Genomic DNA, 16,998 nt, shown 5'->3' on the forward strand with positions numbered 1-16,998 from the left:
CCACAGCGGCGGCGCGTCCGATCAGCCCCCCGACTGGAACCGGACGTCGGGGTGTCGCTCACCGAGCGGACCGCCCGGCCACCGGCGAGGGCAGCCGGGCCAGGGTGGCCCCGATATGGAGGCGCGGCGCCGGACGGCGACCGGTCAGGCGGTGATCATCGGCACGGCGGCGGTCAGCGCCCAGTCGTGCCCGATGTCGGCCGCCGCGCGCAGCAACTTCGGCAGGTGGTCGTCGAGCAGCGTCTCCAGCGACGTCTCGGCGGCGTGCACGGTCACGTTGATCGCGGCGACGACCCGGCCGTCGCCGTCGCGCACACCGGTGGCGACGGACCGGATGCCCGGAGCCAGATCCTGGTCGGCGAGGTCCCAGCCCTTCGCCCGGACCTCGCGCAACACGGCGTCCAGTTCACTGGGCGAGGGCTGCCAGCGGGGCGTGATGCCGGAGCGGGTCGGCTCGGCGAGCACGGCGGCCAGCGTCTCCGGCGGCAGGCCCGCGAGCAGCACCTTGCCCATCGACGTCGCGGGGGCCGGGAAGCGGGTGCCGATGGTGACGGCGAGCGTGACGATCTTCGGTACGGCCACGCGTGCGACGTAGACGATGTCGCTGCCGTCGAGCTGGGCCATCGAGGTCGACTCGTTGGTCTGGGCGACCAGCTTCTCCATGTGCGGGCGGGCCACGTCCCACATGCTCAGCGCGTTGACGTACGCCATCCCCAGTTCCAGGACACGCGGGGTGAGGGCGTGGCCACGGCCGACCGCGCGGACGTAGCCCAGCGACTCGAGGGTGATGAGGATGCGCCGGACCGTGGGCCGGGCCAGGCCGGTGGCGGCGGCGATCTCGCTGAGCGTCGTCGACGGGCAACCGGGACGGAAGGAGCGCAGGACGTCGAGACCACGGGCGAGAGCCTCGATGAAGTCGGGTCCAGCGCCCCTTCCGTTGTCACTCATGCGCTCAATGCTTCCACTGCGCCGAGCCGGCGTCCCACTCGGTGTACTGGTACGGGTTCTCCAGGATCGCGGTCTCGGGGATGTCCGGGTTCATGCCCCGCTGCCACGCCTCCTCCCCCATGGTCTCGCGGAGGTGATCGATGGTGGCGGCCACCTTGGCCCGCGCGGCGACGAGGTCGACGTCGACCAGGCGGCCGTCGCGCTTGACCACCCGACCGCCCACCAGCACGGTGTGCACGTCGCCGCGTTGGGCCTGGAAGACGACGTGACCGTGCGGGTTCAGGATCGGGAACATCACCGGCGAGGCGTCGTTCTTGATCAGGACGACGTCGGCCTGCCGGCCTGGGGTGAGGGCGCCGATCGTGGAGTCCATGCCGAGGGCGCGGGCACCGCCCCGGGTGGCCCACTCGACGACCTGCTCGGCCCGCAGGTGGCAGTGGGTGATGGTGTCCTGCTTGGCGTGCGCCTCCAGGTGCTCCCGGGACCGGTCGGCGCCGAGCGTGCTCCGCATCGCCGAGAAGAGATCCCCGCTCCACCACACGCTGGTGTCCATGGAGAGCGACACCGGGATGTCGTGGTGGCGCAGCTGCCAGGTGGGCGGGTAGCCCTGCCCGGCGCTCTGCTCACTCTCGGTCGAGACGGAGACGGAGCCGCCGGTGGCGGCGATCCGGTTGTACGAGTCGTGGGTGAGCGTCGCGGCGTGCACGTAGACGGTCGAGGGGTTCATGAAGCCGTGCTCGTGCATCAGTCGGATGCCGTCGTCGTTGGTGGCGCCCCACACACCGGCGTGCGTGGTGACCGCGGCGCCCAGTTCCCGAGCCACCTCGAAGGCGGCCCGCTCCGGGAAGGCGGGATCGCCGGTGACGTCGAACGCCATCTGGAAGCCGGCCAGCTTGCCGCCGTCGATCCGGCGACGGTGGAAGTCGCGGAACTCCGGCGAGGCGGCCCACTCCCACGGGCCCTGCTGGATGTTGCCGTAGGCGAGCACGAACCGTCCGGGCACCGCCTCGAGGGCGTCGACAGCCGCGTCGGCGTGGTCGGGTGTCTGCAGGCCGTGCGACCAGTCGACGGTGGTCGTGACGCCCGCGTCGATCGCCTCGATGGCGCCGAGCAGGTTGCCGGCGTACACGTCCTCGGGCCGGAACAGCTTGCCGGACTCCAGGTAGTACCAGACGAAGTACTGCGTCAGGGTCCAGTCGGCGCCGTACCCGCGCATGGCGGTCTGCCACATGTGCCGGTGGGTGTCCACCATTCCGGGCATGAGGATGCCGTCGGTGGCGTCGATCTCCAGGGCGTCGTCGGGAGCGGTGAGGCCGACGCCGACCTCCGCGATCCGGTCGCCGATGACCAGCACGTCGGCGCCGGGCAGCACCGTGCGTGCGTCGTCCATGGTGAGAACCAGGCCGTTGCGGAAGACCACCGGCCGGTCGGTTGCGCTCATCGCCACCCATTCCTTTCGGGTACGAGGGATCCGGACCGTTGTCCGCTGTGCGGCCAGCCCGAGTGGCGCAAGTGTGGTATCGGTCACGATTCGTGTCAAGGGCGTGTTTCGGTGCGGTGAACCGGCCGTTGACAGCCCTCGTGCGGTGACGCAAGCTGTTTCGGCGGACAGGTGTCCGCAGAACGGGCGGAAACATGGTGCAGCATTCGACGGGGCCGCTGGCCGGCCTGCTCGTCGCGGACTTCTCCCGGATCCTCGCCGGGCCGTACGCGACGATGCTCCTCGCAGACCTGGGCGCGCAGGTGATCAAGGTGGAGAGCCCCGGTGGCGACGACACCCGCACCTGGATGCCGCCCACCCGCGACGGCGTCTCGACGTACTACCTCGGCATCAACCGCAACAAGCGGTCGATCGCCCTCGACCTCAAGGACCCGCACGACCTGGCGGCCGCACAGAGACTGGCCCGCCGCGCCGACGTGATGATCGAGAACTTCCGGCCCGGCGGCCTCGCCCGGTTCGGCCTCGACTACGACAGCGTCACCGCCGGCAACGAGAAGATCGTGTACGCGAGCATCAGCGGTTTCGGCACCGGTGCCGGCAGGGACTTCCCCGGCTACGACCTGATGGTCCAGGCGATCTCCGGGCTGATGAGCCTCACCGGTGACCCGGACGGCTCGCCGTACCGGGCCGGCATCTCCGTCTTCGACGTGATGGCCGGCCTGCACGCGAGCATCGGCATCCTCGCCGCGCTGCACCACCGCGACGCGACCGGGCAGGGTCAGCACGTCGAGGTCAACCTGCTCAGCTCCGCGCTGTCCGGCCTGGTCAACCACTCCAGCGGCTACGTCGCCGGCGGCACCGTCCCGTTCCGGATGGGCAACGCGCACCCCAGCCTCTTCCCGTACGAGCCGCTGCCCACCGCGGACGGCGAGCTGATCGTCATCGCCGGCAACGACGGGCAGTTCCGCAAGCTCTGCCAGGTGCTCGACCTGCCCACCCTCCCCGACGACCCGCGCTTCGGGCGCAACCAGGACCGCACGGCCAATCGCGAGCAGTTGCGGCCCCTGCTCGTCGAACGGCTCGCCAAGCGCACCAAGGACGAGTGGTTCCGGGACCTGCTCGCCGCAGGTGTCCCCTGCGCGCCGATCAACACCATCGACGGCGGCGTGGCGCTCGCCCAGGAGTTGGGGCTGGACCCGGTGGTCGCCGTCGGTGACGTGCCGGGGGTCCGCAACCCCATCACCTTCTCCGACACCCCGGCCCGGTACGAGCTGCCGCCGCCCGGGCTCGACGAACACGGCGAGGAGATCCGCGCGTGGCTGAAGAACTGAGCTTCCCGACCGGGATCGGCACGTCCGACCCGACCACCATCTCGCTGCTCGGACAGGACCTGGCCAACGACCTGATGGGCAAGGTCGGCTTCGGCGAGCTGGCGTACTGGCTGGTCGCCGGCCGCCGTCCCACCCCGGGCGAGGTACGGGTGTTCGAGGCGGTGCTGGTGGCGCTCGCCGACCACGGCTTCACCCCGACGGCGATCGCGGCCCGGCTGACCTACCTGTCCGCGCCCGAGTCGCTGCAGGGCGCACTCGCCGCGGGCCTGCTCGGCGGTGGCTCCCGCTTCCTCGGCGTCACCGAGGACTGTGGACGCTTCCTCGCCGACACGCTCGCGCATGCTGGCGAGGTCACCGACTACGACGCGGTGGCACTCGACGCCGTCACCCGGGCCAAGCAGGAGCGCCGGCTGGTCCCCGGGCTCGGGCACCCCGTGCACAAGGAGCAGGACCCGCGCACCCCCGTACTGATCCGGATCGCCACCGAGGAGGGCCTGCACGGCCCTCACCTCCGGCTGTTCGAAGCGATCGGACGGGTGCACCCGCAGGTGCTCGGCCGTACCCTGCCGCTCAACGGCGCCGGCGTCTGCGGCGCGGCGCTCGCCGACCTCGGTCTCCCCGTCGAGATGCTGCGCGGTTTCGCCCTGCTGGCCCGCGCGGCCGGGCTGCTCGGGCACCTCGCCGAGGAGCGACGCCGGCCGCTCGGCATGGACATCTACCGCACCGTGGACCGCAACGCCGTCTACGAACCCTGACCCCCCTGCTGCAGCGAAAGGAGTGGCATGGCAACCGTCGTCGCGGTCATCGCCTCCACCCACCACCCCTTCTACTACCGGGCCAGCACGGCCACGGGCGAGGACCGGCCCCCGTTCGCCGACGAGTGGACCAGCAAGATCCTGGCCTTCCGTGAGACGTTGACGCGGGCCAGGCCCGACGTGCTGGTGATGGTCGGCTCAGACCACTTCCACCAGCTCTGGCTGGACAACATGCCGCAGTTCCTGGTCGGCAAGGCGCCCAGCTACGACGCCAACTGGTACAACGAGGAGCGCGAGTTCGGTCTGCCCCGGATGCTGCTCAAGGGCCAGGAGGACCTCTCCGGGCACATCCTGCGGGCGGGTCTCGACGCCGGCTTCGACCTCGCGTTCAGCAACGAGCTGCGGATCGACCACAGCATCACCTGCCCGATCATCACGTTGCGGCCCGAGGCCGACCTGCCGATCGTGCCGATCTACACGAACATCTTCGCGCCGCCCCTGCCGCAGCCGAAGCGCTTCGTCCAGTTGGGCGCGGCGATCCGGGAGATCGTCGAGTCGTGGCCGTCGCACCTGCGGGTGGCCATCATCGGCACCGGCCACCTCTCGCTCGAACTGGGTGGGCCCCGGCAGTTCGGCCCGCACGGCCCGGACCCGGAGTTCGACCAGCGGGCGGTCGAGTGGATCGCCAATGGCGACCTCGACGGGTGCCTGCGTGAGGTCACCCTGGACAGCCTGCACTCACCCGGCAACGCCACCCACGGCTTCATGGACTTCATGCTCATGATGGGCGTGGCCGGGGCCGGCGCGAAGGCCGACCACGTCGACACCCTCGATCTGTTCCACACCATGGAGGCGTACTTCACCTGGTACCCGAACGGAGCGCCGGCGGCATGAGCAAGTACCTGCTGAACAAGTTCCTCTACATGGTCGACCGGGATCCAGAGCTGGTCGAGCGCTACCGGAGCGAGCCACGCGAACTGGTCGCCTGGTGGGAGGCCGAGTGCGCCAACACCGTGCTCAACTCCCACAGCGGCGAGGCGAGCACCTGGCTGCGCCTCGACGACGTCGAGCGTGAGGCGCTGGCCACCCACGACCACGTGAAGCTGTTCGAGTTGGGGGCGCATCCGTTCCTCACCCTGACCCTCTTCATCGCCGTCTTCGAGCGGGACAACACCGAGCCGCTGGAGTACCAGAAGTCCTACGGCGCGCGGCTGGCCCACTTCGCGCTGCCCTACCCGGACATCGCGACGTGATCCGCGCGGCCCTGCTCAGCGCCTGCGGCACGCCACCGACGATCGCCGAGCGACCGGCCCCCGTGCCGGCCGACGGCGAGGTGGCCATCACGGTCGAGGCGGTGCCGATCACCCCGCTCGACGTGCTCTGCGCCAGCGGCACCAGCTACTTCGGCACGCCGCCCACCCCGTACGTGCCGGGCGTGCAGGGTGTCGGCCGGCTCGCCGACGGCACCGGAGTGTGGTTCGGCACCTCGGCCGGGATGAAGCCCGGGGTCGACGGCAGCATGGCGACCACGGTCGCGGTGCCCACCGCCGACGTGGTGACGCTGCCGCCCGACGTACCGCTGACCCTGCTCGCCGCCCTGGGCCTCTCCGCCGTCGCCGCACACGCGGCCCTGACCAACGCCGGCGGCCTCGCGGCCGGCGAACAGGTCATCGTGCTCGGCGTCGGTGGTGTGGTCGGTCAGGCGGCCGTCCAACTGGCACTGCTCTCCGGGGCGCGCCGGGTGATCGCCGTGACCCGTTCGGCCGCGGCGCGGTCCCGGGCCGAGGAGCTCGGCGCCGCGGTCTCCGTCCCGCTGCTCCCGGACGACGACGTCGCGTCCCTGGCCGACCGGCTGCGCGACGCCGCCGACGGTCCGGTCGACCTCGTCCTCGATCCGGTCTTCGGCGTCCCGGCCGCGGCGGCGCTGCGGGTGCTGCGCCCGGCTGGCCGCCTGGTCAACCTGGGCAGCGCTGCGGGCGCGACCGCGCCGATCGAGTCCGCCGTTCTCCGCAGCGGATCGTTGCGGATGATCGGCTACACCAACAACGCGCTGTCGGCCGAGCAGCGGGCGGCGTCGCTGGCCGTGGTGGCCGGGCACGCGGCCGCCGGTCGACTCACCGTCGACCACGAGACCGTGCCGTTCGCCTCGGTCGCGGACGCCTGGTCCCGGCAGGACAACGGCACCGCGGCTGGCCGCCTCGTCCTCGCGCTCTGACCAGGCCCGGCCCCAGCCAGGGATCGTGAATCCCTGGATGAACCGCACCTGGTTGGGACTCGGCGCCGGTGCCACGGTCGGTCCATGACACCTGCCACCTACACCGTCACCGGTCACTGGATCGGTGGCGAGATCGTCGCCGGCTCGGCCGGCACCCTTCCCGTCGTGAACCCGGCGACCGGCGACGTGGTCGCCGAGACCCCGGCCGGCACCGCCACCGACGTCGACCGCGCCGTCGCCGCCGCCCGGGCCGCCTTCCCCGCCTGGGCGGCGACCACGCCGCAGCAGCGGGCGGACGTGCTGCGCCGCCTCGGCGCCGGCCTCACCGCCCGCCAGGAGGAGATCGCCGGGGCGATCACCGCCGAGATGGGCTCACCGATCACCATGTCCCGGACCGCCCAGGTCGCGTTCCCGGCCGCGGTCATCGAATCCGTCGCCGGCCTGGCCGAGGACTTCGCCTGGACCGAGGAGATCGGCACCTCGCTGATCGTCCGTGAGCCGATCGGCGTGGTCGGTGCGATCACGCCGTGGAACTTCCCGCTCCAGCAGGTCGTCTCCAAGCTGGCACCGGCGCTGCTCGCGGGCAACACGGTGGTCCTCAAGCCGTCCGAGAACGCTCCGCTGACCGCACGGATCCTCGCCGAGGTGGCGACCGAGGCGGGTGTGCCGGCGGGCGTGTTCAACGTCGTGTACGGCACCGGCCCGATCGTCGGCGAGGCCATCTCCGCCCACCCGGACATCGACATGATCTCCTTCACCGGCTCCACCCGGGCCGGGAAGCGGATCGCCGCGGTGGCCGCGGAGACCGTCAAGCGGGTCGCGCTGGAGTTGGGCGGCAAGGGCGCGAACATCATCCTCGACGACGCCGACCTGCCCGAGGCGGTCAGCCGGGGCCTGATGATGTCGTTCACCAATGGTGGCCAGGTCTGCGGCGCATGGCCGCGGATGCTGGTGCCCGCCTCCCGTCAGGACGAGGTCGTGGCGCTGGCCGTGGCGGCGGCGAAGCAGTACACCGTCGGCGACCCGACCGACGAGGCCACCCGGATCGGCCCGATGGCCTCCGAGGCCCACCGGCAGAAGGTCATCGGATACATCGAGCGGGGCATCGCCGATGGCGCCCGGCTGGTGTTCGGTGGCCCGGATCGGCCCGAGGGCTTGGCGAAGGGCGCCTACGTCCAGCCGACGATCTTCGCCGACGTCGACCCGCGCTCCGCCATCGCCCAGGAGGAGATCTTCGGCCCGGTGCTGACGATCATCCCGTACGCGGACGAGGAGGAGGCCGTGGCCATCGCCAACGGCACGCTGTACGGCCTGACCAGTGGCGTCTTCGGCGAGCCCGAGCACGCGACGGCGGTCGCCCGGCGGCTGCGGGTGGGCCAGGTCGACGTGAACGCCGGTCACTGGAACCCGCTCGCGCCGTTCGGCGGCTACAAGCAGTCCGGCAACGGCCGCGAGTTCGGCCGCTTCGGCCTGGAGGAGTTCCTGGAGACCAAGTCCATCCAGCGTTGACCGCGCCGGACGGTCCCCGGCCCGCGCCGTCGGGCCGGGGCCGTCCGCCGCCGCGCATCCTCGGCTTCGGTGAAGATCATGCTGGATCGTGGATGTAGTGGCCTCGTACGCCCCATCACACCCCTGGATCCAGGATCGAGCGCGATCTTGCGAAGGATCCGGTGGGTGGATATGGGACGCGAGGGGTCGCGAATCCGGTTTGTGGTCCTGTGTCCGTGCACGGCGAGGCGGAACACCGTGCCTGGGCTCGCCTGTTGCACTCAACGTGCCGGTCCACCCGCCGGCACCCACCGATCGGAGACACCGTGGACCGCGCCCAACTCGCCAGCTTCCTGCGTACCCGACGCGAGGCGCTGCAGCCCGAGGACGTGGGACTGCCCCGGGGCCAGCGCCGACGTACCGGAGGGTTGCGACGCGAGGAAGTGGCCGCGTTGAGCGGGATGTCCACCGACTACTACAGCCGGCTGGAGCAGCAGCGGGGCCCACATCCCTCCGAGCAGATGCTCGCCGCCCTGGCCCGGGGCCTGCGGCTCTCCCTGACCGAGCGGGACCACCTGTTCCAGCTCGCCGGGCACGCCGTCCCGCACCGAACGGTCCGGGCCGACCACGTCAACCCGGGGATGATGCGGATCCTCGACCGGCTCCACGACACTCCCGCCCAGGTGGTCAACCACCTCGGCGAGACGCTGGCGCAGACCGCACCGGCGATCGCCCTGCTCGGCGACGAGACCCGGCACTCCGGGCTGGATCGCAGCCTGCACCACCGCTGGTTCACCGATCCACAGACCCGACAGCTGCACCCGGCGCAGGACCACGCGGCGCAGAGCCGACTCCTCGTGGCGCACCTGCACGCGGCGTACACCCGCGACGGCCGGGGCTCGCGAGCGGCGGCGATCGTCGACGCGCTGCTGGCCGCGAGCCCGGAGTTCGCGGACCTGTGGCGGGAGCACCCGGTGCCGGCCGGCTACTGCCCGCCGAAGCACTTCGTCCACCCCGAGGTGGGGCCGCTGGAGCTGCACTGCCAGACCCTGGTGGACCCCGACCAGTCCCAGACGCTGCTGGTCTTCACCGCCGTACCCGGGTCGGAGAGCGACGAGAAGCTGCGGCTGCTCTCGGTCATCGGCTCCCAGTACGCCTGATCCTCCGGCCGCCCAGTCAGCCGCGCAGGAACGCCAGCAGATCCTTGTTGACCTGGTCCTGCAGGGTGGACGTCATGCCGTGCGGGGCGCCCGGGTAGTAGATCTCCTTGGCGTTCGCGACAAGCTTCGCGGTCTTGTGCGCCGAGTCCTTGACCGGCACGATCTGGTCGTCCTCGCCGTGCATCACCAGCGTCGGGATGTCGAACTTCGCCAGGTCGTCGCGGAAGTCGGTCTCGGAGAACGCCTTGATGCTCTGGTACGCGTTCCACAGACCGGACTGCATGCTCCACAGCCAGAACTGGTCGAGGATCCCCTTCGACACCTTCGCGCCGGGCCGGTTGGCGCCGTAGAACATCTGGGCGAGGTCCTGGTAGAACTGCGACCGGTCGGCGAAGAGCTGGCTCCGCAGGTCGTCGAAGACGCTGATCGGCAGCCCTTCCGGGTTGTCCGCACTCTGCACCATGATCGGCGGTACGGCCGAGATGAGCACGGCCTTCGCGACGCGTCCCGTCCCGTGCCGGCCGATGTAGCGGGCCACCTCACCACCGCCGGTGGAGTGACCGACCAGGTTGACGTCCCGCAGGTCCAGCGCCTCGATGACCGCGGCCAGGTCGTCGGCGTACCCGTTCATGTCGTTGCCGGCGCTGGCCTGGCTGGACCGGCCGTGCCCGCGACGGTCGTGCGCGACAACCCGGAACCCGTTCTGGACGAGGAAGAGCATCTGCCCGTCCCAGGCGTCGGCGCTCAGCGGCCAGCCGTGGGAGAAGGTGACGACCGGCCCCTCGCCCCAGTCCTTGTAGTAGATGTCGGTGCCGTCCTTCGTCTTGACATAGCTCATGCCGATGCCTCCTGGTCATTGGGCGGGAATCGGACGGACGGCTGGGGCCGGCACCCCGTGCCGACACCGCGCCTGCGGACACCGTCTACCGGTCCGGGGCGTCCTTCCCCGATGCTAGGTGCGGCCGCCGGAGGGCTGGGCCACATCGCCCGAATGCTGTTCACGTCGGCGCTGAGGGGCCGGGTAGCGGGCCGGGCTGACGCCCAGATGACGCCGGAAGTGGCGGGTCAGATGTGCCTGGTCGAAGAACCCCGCCCCGACGGCGGCCTCGGCGGGACGCTGCCCCGCCAGGAGCAGGCGACGCGCGAGCTCGACCCGGCGACCGGTCAGGTACGAGTGCGGCGGCAGCCCGTGTACGTGGGTGAACGTCCGGACCAGGTGGGTTGGGTGGGCGTGCAGCAGCTCGGCGGCCTCGCGCAGCGTGACGCCCTCGACGGTCCGGGCGTCCAGCAGCTCACGCAGTCGGTCGGCGAGGCCGCGTGTGCCGGGCAGGCCGCTGGCCGGAGCCTGCTGGCGGAGCTGCCGGCGGAGCCGTTCCAGGATGAGCGCGAGCCGACTGTCGGCCTCGAACTCGTCCCCACGTTCGGCGAGCACCTGGTGCAGGTGGTGGATCCGGTGCCGCAGTTGCGGATCGGCCAGGTTCGGCCGGTCGACCGCCCGGCCGGCCAGCTCCACACCGAGCGCCGAGGTGTCGAGGTACAGGACCCGCTTGCGGAAGCCGTGCGGCGTCGCGGAGCGGCCGTCGTGCGGCACGTGCGGCGGCAGCAGGGTGACTGACGTCCGTAGCGCGCCGTGCCGGTGCCGGTCGAGGTCGAAGCGGACCGCACCATCGTCGACGATCAACAGAGTCCACACGTCGTGGGTGTGCGGCGGGTACGCGTGATCCACGAAGTGGGCGTGGAAGACCTCGGCGACCCCGGCTACCGTGGGTCGCCACGCGCTGACGTGCGAGCCCGCCGGGCGGGTGGCCACGCTAAGAACGTACAAGACCGGTCGGTGCCGAGGCTGGCAGGTTCGAGTCCATGACCGAACCGATCCGCTTCAACACCAAGATCGCCGTACTGCTCCGCAACGACCTGGCGGGCTGGCAGCGGCTGAACGTCACCGCCTTCCTGGTCAGCGGCATCGCGAACGCCGAGCCGGAGTTGCTCGGCGAGGAGTACCGCGACGCGGACGACACCAGCTACCTGCCGATGTTCCGCCAGCCGGTGCTGGTCTTCGCCGGCGAGCGGGCCATGCTGACCGCCGCGCACTCGCGCGCGCTCGGCCGTGGGCTACGCCTGGCCATCTTCACGCAGGAGCTGTTCGCCACCGGTAACGACCGGGACAACCGCGCCGCCGTGCGGGCGGTCGGCCGGGAGAAGCTCGACCTGGTCGGGTTGGCGCTGCACGCCCCGCGCAACGTGGTGGACAAGGTGTTCAAGGGCGCCAACATGCACCCCTGACGTGGCCGCCGGGCATCCTCCTGCCACAGGTCCGGGCCAGCGACGAGTCGCGAAAGTGGCCCGGTGTCCAGCGCGGACACCGGGCCACTGGTGCTCAGCCGTCCATCCCCAACGCCTCCACGGGGCTGACCCGGGACGCCCGCCGGGCCGGCAGCACCCCGGCCAGCGCGGTCAGCACGACCAGCGCCGCGAAGAGCCCGACCAGCGGCAGCACCGGCAGGGCCAGCGGTGCGTTGATCCCGAGGACCTGCACCGCCAACCAGGCGTACGGAATGCCGAGCAGCAGGCCGATCGTCGCACCGATCACCCCGTAGAGACCGGACTCGACGGTCAGCATGCCGCGCAGGCCGGGCCGGGACAGGCCGACCGCGCGGAGCAGCCCGGACTCGCGTACCCGCTCCACCACCGAGAGCGCGGTCGTGGACCCCACACCGACCACCGCAATCAGTACGGTCAGGCTGACCAGGCCGACGGCGATCCAGAGCAGGGTGGTCAGCACCTCGGCGTGGCGGTCCCGCTCGTCGGCGAGCACCGCGAGGCCAACCCCGTCACTGCCGCCGATCGCCTGCCGCAGCGCCTGCACCGCAGCGGTACGGCCGTCCTCGCCGGGGCGGGCCGCGTCGGCCAGCAGACCGCTGAACGCCGGCGGCACGCCGAGCCGGTCGAGGTCGGCACGGTCGGTGACGATGCCCGCGTGCAGGGGGCCGTGGTCGGGCAGGACCGCGGCCACGCGTACGTCGACCGTCTTCCCGGCGAGGGCGAGCGTGGTGCTGTCGCCGGCCCGCAGCCCGGCGTCCCGGGCGACCCAGCTGCCCAGCACGATCCGGCCGGGGCCACGGTCGGCCAGCGTGCCCTGCGCCGCGTCCAGGTCTTCGGTGCTCGGCAGGGCCGGCAGGTCGAGGTCGATGGTCGGGTAGCCGGACTCGGCGCTGCCGAGCCGGTCGGCGCCGCGCATCAGCGTGACGTCGTCGATCCGCCGGTACGGCACCACACGGCTCAGCGCCCCGCGTGCCGCCTCGGCCCGCGTCACGACGGCTGCCGGTAGCGCTTCGCCGTTGCTGGCGGTGACCTCGAAATCGGTCGGAGCGGAGAGCGCCATCTCGCGGTCGGCGAGGATCCGCATCGACGCACCGCCGATGACGACACCGGAGATCAGGGTCACGCCGAGCGCGACCACCACGGAGACCGCGGCGGCGCGGCGCGGCGTCCCTCCGATTCCGCCGACCGCCAGCCGCCCGAGCGGCCCGAACTGGCGCAGCGGCCAACCCACCACGGCCAGCACCGGGCGCACCAACAGTGGCCCGAGGGCCACCAGCGCGAAGAACGCCAGCGTGCCGGAGCCGACGAGCAGGAGCAGCCCCGGCATCGGGTCGTAGGACTCCTGGTCCGGCGCGGGCAACCGGCTGACCGTCGCGGCGCACGCCAGTGCCGCGCCGGTGGCCAGTAGCCCCCCGGACACCAGGCGCAGCACCCCGACGCCGCGGCGGCCGGCGGTGATGCTCGCCGCCCGCAGCGCCTCCAGCGGAGAGACCCGGGCGGCGGAGAACGCCGGCGCCAGGACCGCCAGCACGGTGAGGACGACGGCGCCGACCACCACCGAAACCGCGGCGGCCAGTGGCAGGCCCGGCGCCGAGACCGCCTTTCCGGAGGCGCGCAGGACCGCCGGGAGGGCGTGCCCGGCCGCGAGAGCGGCGGTGACCCCGACGACTCCGGCGACCAGCCCGGTCAGGGCTCCCTCGGCGATCAGCGCCCCGACCAGGGCGCCCCGGCTCGCGCCGACCGCGCGCAACAGCGCGAGTTGCCGCATCCGCTGGGCGAAGACGATGCGGAAGGTCGAGGTGACCACCAGCGCCGCGGCGACGACCGCCACCGCGACGAACATGCCGACCAGGGCGAACAGCCGCCCGACCTGCTCGGCCTCCGCATCGGCCTCCGCCTGGCGGACCTCGTCACCGGTGCGGATCGGGAGGTCGGCCGGCAGCGTCGCGGTCATCCGGCCCCGCACCGTCTCCGCCGACGCGCCGGGGGCCACCCGCACATCGATCCGCTCCAGCGGGATCAGGCCGGCCCACGCGGTCACCACGCTGTCCGGGGCGTACGCGTTGAAGCCACCGTCGTCGGGGGTCTCGACCAGGCCGGTGACGGTGAGCCGGGTGGGGGTGGTCAGCTCACCGCCCGTCCCGCTGGTCACGGTGCCGACCGAGAGCCCCAGCCGCTCGACGGTACGCGGGCTGACCGCGATCTCACCGGGGCTGTCCGGATAGCTGCCCTGGACCAGCCGGACCCTGGCCAGCGGGCCGGTGCCGGGGTCGGCCTGCAGGTTGAGGTACCCCTCGCCGAGGGAGACACCGATGGTCAGCCGGCCGACCGCCTCGGCGACGCCCGGCACGGCGCGGACGCGCTGCAACGCCGCCACGCTGGGCGGCGGCGGCTGCTCCGGATCGCCGATCACCAGGTCGGTGGCGGCGGGGGTGCCGCTGAGGTTGTCCAGCGTGGTCCGTTCAGTGATCTGCTGGGCCAGCACGGTGCCGAAGACGACGAACGACGCGACCAGGATGGCCAGACCGGTCAGGATCAGCCGGCCGGGACGACGTGCCGCCGCGCTCACCTGGGTCCGCAACGCCGTCGCCCTCATGCGCCGGCCGCCAGATCGCGCAGCGCGTCGGTGACCGAGCCCTGGTCCGGCTTGTCGATCTCCCCGGCGACCCGGCCGTCGGCGAGCAGCACCACCCGGTCGGCGTACGCGGCGGCGATCGGGTCGTGGGTGACCATGACGACCGTCTGGCCGAGGTCGCGTACCGAGTCGCGCAGGATGGTGAGCACCTCCGCGCCGGAGCGGGAGTCGAGGTTGCCGGTCGGCTCGTCGGCGAAGACCACCTCGGGACGCGACACCAGCGCCCGGGCCAGCGCCACCCGCTGCTGCTGACCGCCGGAGAGCTCGCTGGGCCGGTGACCCAGCCGCTGGCCGAGCCCCAGCACGTCGACCAGGTGCGCGAGGAGTTCACCGTCGGGCTGCCGGCCGGCGAGATCCAGCGGCAGCGTGATGTTCTGCGCGGCGGTGAGCTGCGGCAGCAGGTTGAACGACTGGAAGACGAACCCGATCCGGTCCCGGCGCACCCGGGTCAGCGTCCGGTCGGACCGGCCCGTGAGCTCCGTGCCACCGAGCAGGACCCGGCCGGCGGTGGCCGTGTCCAGACCGGCGAGGCAGTGCATCAGCGTCGACTTGCCGGACCCGGAGGACCCCATGATCGCGGTGAACTCGGCCCGGCCGAAGCCGACCGAGACCCCGTCCAGGGCACGGACCGCGGTGTCGCCGCTGCCGTACACCTTCACCAGGTCGACCGCGGCGACGGCGGCGTGGCTGGTCTCCGGCGGGGCGTGCGTTGTCATGGTTCCTCCAGTGGCTGCGACAGTGACCGGGGAAGCCTCGCCCGCGAGGGTGGGTGGCCGCATCGGCCCGCGGTCCGGGATCACGGGCGCCGGGTCTGCCTTTCGGCCGATCCGGCCGACCCGCCGACCTGGCTACGCTGGGTCACGATGAACGCGCCGGGATTCTCGAATTGGTGGATACGCCTGGGCCAGCTCGCCGGCCTGGCAGCCATGGCCCTGCTCGGCCTCTTCGACCTGCGGTTCGGCCTGCTTCGGGGGATGGGCACAGCCTTTGCCCTGCTCCTCCTGGTGCGGTTGGGGCTGGCGATGGCGACCACGCTGGTCTGGCTGCCCGTGCACCGGCAGGGCTCCCGGCTGTTGCCACTGGCGGCGCTCCTGCTGGGCGCCACCTCACTCGCCGTCACCGCCGGTGTCGTCGTGCTCACCGGGGCCGGTACCCGCCCCATCGGCGGCACCTGGGGTCTGGCGGAGTCCGCCGGCCTGTTGGCGGTGGTCTTCGTGGTGGCCCGGCGCGGCGCGCCCCGGCTCGCGCCGTGGGCGGCGGTGGTCGCCGCGCTCGCCGCCGCCGCGCTGCCGCTGCGCGCCGGCGCCGAAAGCGTCTACGTGATCTTCGGGCTGCTCCAGGCACTCGCCGCGGTCGGCGCCGCCGCGGTCGGGATCTACCTACGCGTGGTCGCCGCCGGACGGGAACGGACGATCGCGCTGGTCCGGGCCGAACAGCGCGCCGAGTTCGCCCGCGACCTGCACGATTTCATCGCCCACCACGTGACCGGCATCGTGGTGCAGGCGCAGGGAGCCCGGTTCATTGCCGAGCAGGACCCGCAGCGGGTGATCGTCGCTCTGGAGCAGATCGAGCGCGCCGGCGCCGAGACGATGGCCTCGATGCGGCGGATGGTCGGCGTCCTGCGCAATCCGGACGCCCCGCCGGACGCGCCGCTGGCCCCACTGGCCGGCGTGGCCGACCTGGCACCGTTGCTGGAGGGCCACAACGGCACGACGAACGCGCCGGCCCGGCTGCACGTCGACGGGCCGCTGGACGGGCTGCCGGTGGAGGTCTCGACCTCGGCGTACCGGGTGGTGATGGAGGGGCTGACCAACACCCGCCAGCACGCCCCGGACGCCCGGTCGGTGGACGTGTCCGTGCGCCGTACCCCGGACTGGCTGCTGGTCCGGGTCGCCGACGACGGCGCGACCCCGCGCACCGCGCCGGCCCGGGGGCACGGCTTCGGCCTGATCGGCCTCAGTGAGCGGGTACGTGCCCTCGGCGGCACGATCACCGCCGGGCCCGGCGTCGCCGGCGGTTGGGTGCTCGACGCGGCGCTGCCGCTGCGCCCGGCGGTGGTCCGGTGATCCGGGTACTGATCGCCGACGACCAGGCGATGGTCCGGACCGGCTTCGGCATGATCATCGGGGCGCAATCGGACATGGAGGTGGTCGGCGAGGCCGCCGACGGGGTCGTCGCGGTCGAGCTGGCCCGGCGCCTGCGACCGGACGTGGTGCTGCTGGACATCCGGATGCCCCGCCTCGACGGCCTCGAAGCACTGCGGCTGCTCGCCGGGCCCGGCGTCACCGACCCGGTCAGGGTCGTCGTGGTCACGACCTTCGACCTCGACGAGTACGTGCACACCGCGCTGTCCAACGGCGCCTGCGGCTTCCTGCTCAAGGACTCCGGCCCCGCGCTGCTCGTGGAGGCGGTCCGCGCGGCCGTGTCCGGCGACGCGTTGATCAGCCCGTCCATCACCGTACGGCTGCTGGAACACCTCAGCCCGCCCGCTCCGGCGCGGGACCACGCCGGCCTGTCCCCCCGGGAACTCGACGTCGTGAAACTCGTCGCCCGGGGCCTGACAAACGCCGAGATCGCCACCCAGCTCTTCATCGCCGTGGGCACGGTCAAGACCCACCTGGCCAGCGTGCAGACGAAGCTCCCGGCCCGCAACCGCGTCGAGATCGCCGCCTGGGCCTGGGAACGCCGCCTCGTCGGCTAGCA

The 16,998-nt window shown here is 72.4% G+C and carries 16 protein-coding genes; 10 read left to right on the forward strand and 6 right to left on the reverse strand.

Features of this window, described 5'->3' with window-relative positions; translation table 11 throughout:
• Nucleotides 1-144: 144 nt before the first annotated feature.
• Nucleotides 145-948, reverse strand: a complete 804-nt coding sequence (locus ACFY29_RS01880; RefSeq protein ID WP_386982561.1) for an IclR family transcriptional regulator C-terminal domain-containing protein — start codon at nucleotides 946-948, stop codon at nucleotides 145-147.
• 4 nt (nucleotides 949-952) lie between these two features.
• Nucleotides 953-2,389 (reverse strand): amidohydrolase family protein, encoded by a 1,437-nt coding sequence (locus ACFY29_RS01885; RefSeq protein WP_386982563.1) that lies wholly within the window; start codon nucleotides 2,387-2,389, stop codon nucleotides 953-955.
• Nucleotides 2,390-2,583: 194 nt separating this feature from the next.
• Here ACFY29_RS01885 and ACFY29_RS01890 point away from each other — a divergent pair, with 194 nt between their 5' ends.
• The 7 genes from ACFY29_RS01890 (at nucleotide 2,584) to ACFY29_RS01920 (ending at nucleotide 9,338) form a co-directional block, all read left to right on the forward strand.
• The gene (locus ACFY29_RS01890) at nucleotides 2,584-3,720 is read left to right on the forward strand and encodes a CaiB/BaiF CoA transferase family protein (RefSeq protein WP_386982565.1); all 1,137 of its coding nucleotides are present in this window, start codon (nucleotides 2,584-2,586) and stop codon (nucleotides 3,718-3,720) included.
• Nucleotides 3,705-4,475 carry a citryl-CoA lyase gene (locus tag ACFY29_RS01895; protein ID WP_386982567.1) on the forward strand — a complete coding sequence of 257 codons (771 nt, stop codon included), beginning with the start codon at nucleotides 3,705-3,707 and terminating at the stop codon, nucleotides 4,473-4,475. The genes ACFY29_RS01890 and ACFY29_RS01895 overlap by 16 nt, the downstream gene beginning before the upstream one ends.
• Nucleotides 4,476-4,502: 27 nt before the next feature.
• Nucleotides 4,503-5,369, forward strand: coding sequence for an extradiol ring-cleavage dioxygenase (locus ACFY29_RS01900; RefSeq protein WP_328415908.1), 867 nt, complete (start codon nucleotides 4,503-4,505; stop codon nucleotides 5,367-5,369).
• Nucleotides 5,366-5,728, forward strand: a complete 363-nt coding sequence (locus ACFY29_RS01905; protein ID WP_328415906.1) for a hypothetical protein — start codon at nucleotides 5,366-5,368, stop codon at nucleotides 5,726-5,728. The genes ACFY29_RS01900 and ACFY29_RS01905 overlap by 4 nt, the downstream gene beginning before the upstream one ends.
• Nucleotides 5,725-6,690 (forward strand): zinc-binding alcohol dehydrogenase family protein, encoded by a 966-nt coding sequence (locus ACFY29_RS01910; RefSeq protein ID WP_386982570.1) that lies wholly within the window; start codon nucleotides 5,725-5,727, stop codon nucleotides 6,688-6,690. Before ACFY29_RS01905 ends, ACFY29_RS01910 begins: the two co-directional genes overlap by 4 nt.
• A gap of 84 nt (nucleotides 6,691-6,774) precedes the next feature.
• Nucleotides 6,775-8,199, forward strand: a complete 1,425-nt coding sequence (locus tag ACFY29_RS01915; RefSeq protein WP_386982572.1) for an aldehyde dehydrogenase family protein — start codon at nucleotides 6,775-6,777, stop codon at nucleotides 8,197-8,199.
• A 305-nt stretch (nucleotides 8,200-8,504) separates the two neighbouring features.
• Complete coding sequence (locus ACFY29_RS01920; RefSeq protein ID WP_328415900.1) at nucleotides 8,505-9,338, forward strand: helix-turn-helix transcriptional regulator; 834 nt, start codon at nucleotides 8,505-8,507, stop codon at nucleotides 9,336-9,338.
• A gap of 16 nt (nucleotides 9,339-9,354) precedes the next feature.
• Here ACFY29_RS01920 and ACFY29_RS01925 read toward each other — a convergent pair whose 3' ends face one another.
• Both ACFY29_RS01925 and ACFY29_RS01930 read right to left on the reverse strand, forming a co-directional pair.
• Nucleotides 9,355-10,176, reverse strand: coding sequence for an alpha/beta hydrolase (locus tag ACFY29_RS01925; RefSeq protein ID WP_328415898.1), 822 nt, complete (start codon nucleotides 10,174-10,176; stop codon nucleotides 9,355-9,357).
• Between the two features lie 114 nt (nucleotides 10,177-10,290).
• Nucleotides 10,291-11,148, reverse strand: a complete 858-nt coding sequence (locus tag ACFY29_RS01930) for an AraC family transcriptional regulator (RefSeq protein WP_386982574.1) — start codon at nucleotides 11,146-11,148, stop codon at nucleotides 10,291-10,293.
• A 50-nt stretch (nucleotides 11,149-11,198) separates the two neighbouring features.
• Between ACFY29_RS01930 and ACFY29_RS01935 the strand changes: the two genes are divergently transcribed.
• Nucleotides 11,199-11,621, forward strand: coding sequence for a DUF2000 family protein (locus tag ACFY29_RS01935; RefSeq protein ID WP_386982575.1), 423 nt, complete (start codon nucleotides 11,199-11,201; stop codon nucleotides 11,619-11,621).
• Nucleotides 11,622-11,715: 94 nt separating this feature from the next.
• Here ACFY29_RS01935 and ACFY29_RS01940 read toward each other — a convergent pair whose 3' ends face one another.
• Entirely contained in the window at nucleotides 11,716-14,241 is a 2,526-nt protein-coding gene (locus ACFY29_RS01940; protein ID WP_386982577.1) for an ABC transporter permease, read from the reverse strand.
• 11 nt (nucleotides 14,242-14,252) lie between these two features.
• Nucleotides 14,253-15,011, reverse strand: coding sequence for an ABC transporter ATP-binding protein (locus tag ACFY29_RS01945; RefSeq protein WP_386982579.1), 759 nt, complete (start codon nucleotides 15,009-15,011; stop codon nucleotides 14,253-14,255).
• 147 nt (nucleotides 15,012-15,158) lie between these two features.
• On the opposite strand from ACFY29_RS01945, the gene ACFY29_RS01950 reads away from it, so the two are divergent.
• Nucleotides 15,159-16,361 (forward strand): sensor histidine kinase, encoded by a 1,203-nt coding sequence (locus ACFY29_RS01950; protein ID WP_386982581.1) that lies wholly within the window; start codon nucleotides 15,159-15,161, stop codon nucleotides 16,359-16,361.
• The gene (locus ACFY29_RS01955; protein WP_328415888.1) at nucleotides 16,358-16,996 is read left to right on the forward strand and encodes a response regulator transcription factor; all 639 of its coding nucleotides are present in this window, start codon (nucleotides 16,358-16,360) and stop codon (nucleotides 16,994-16,996) included. The genes ACFY29_RS01950 and ACFY29_RS01955 overlap by 4 nt, the downstream gene beginning before the upstream one ends.
• Nucleotides 16,997-16,998 lie beyond the last annotated feature (2 nt).

It is taken from the genome of Micromonospora sp. NPDC000668 (assembly GCF_042897975.1).
In the GTDB taxonomy this organism is placed as follows: Bacteria; Actinomycetota; Actinomycetes; order Mycobacteriales; family Micromonosporaceae; genus Micromonospora.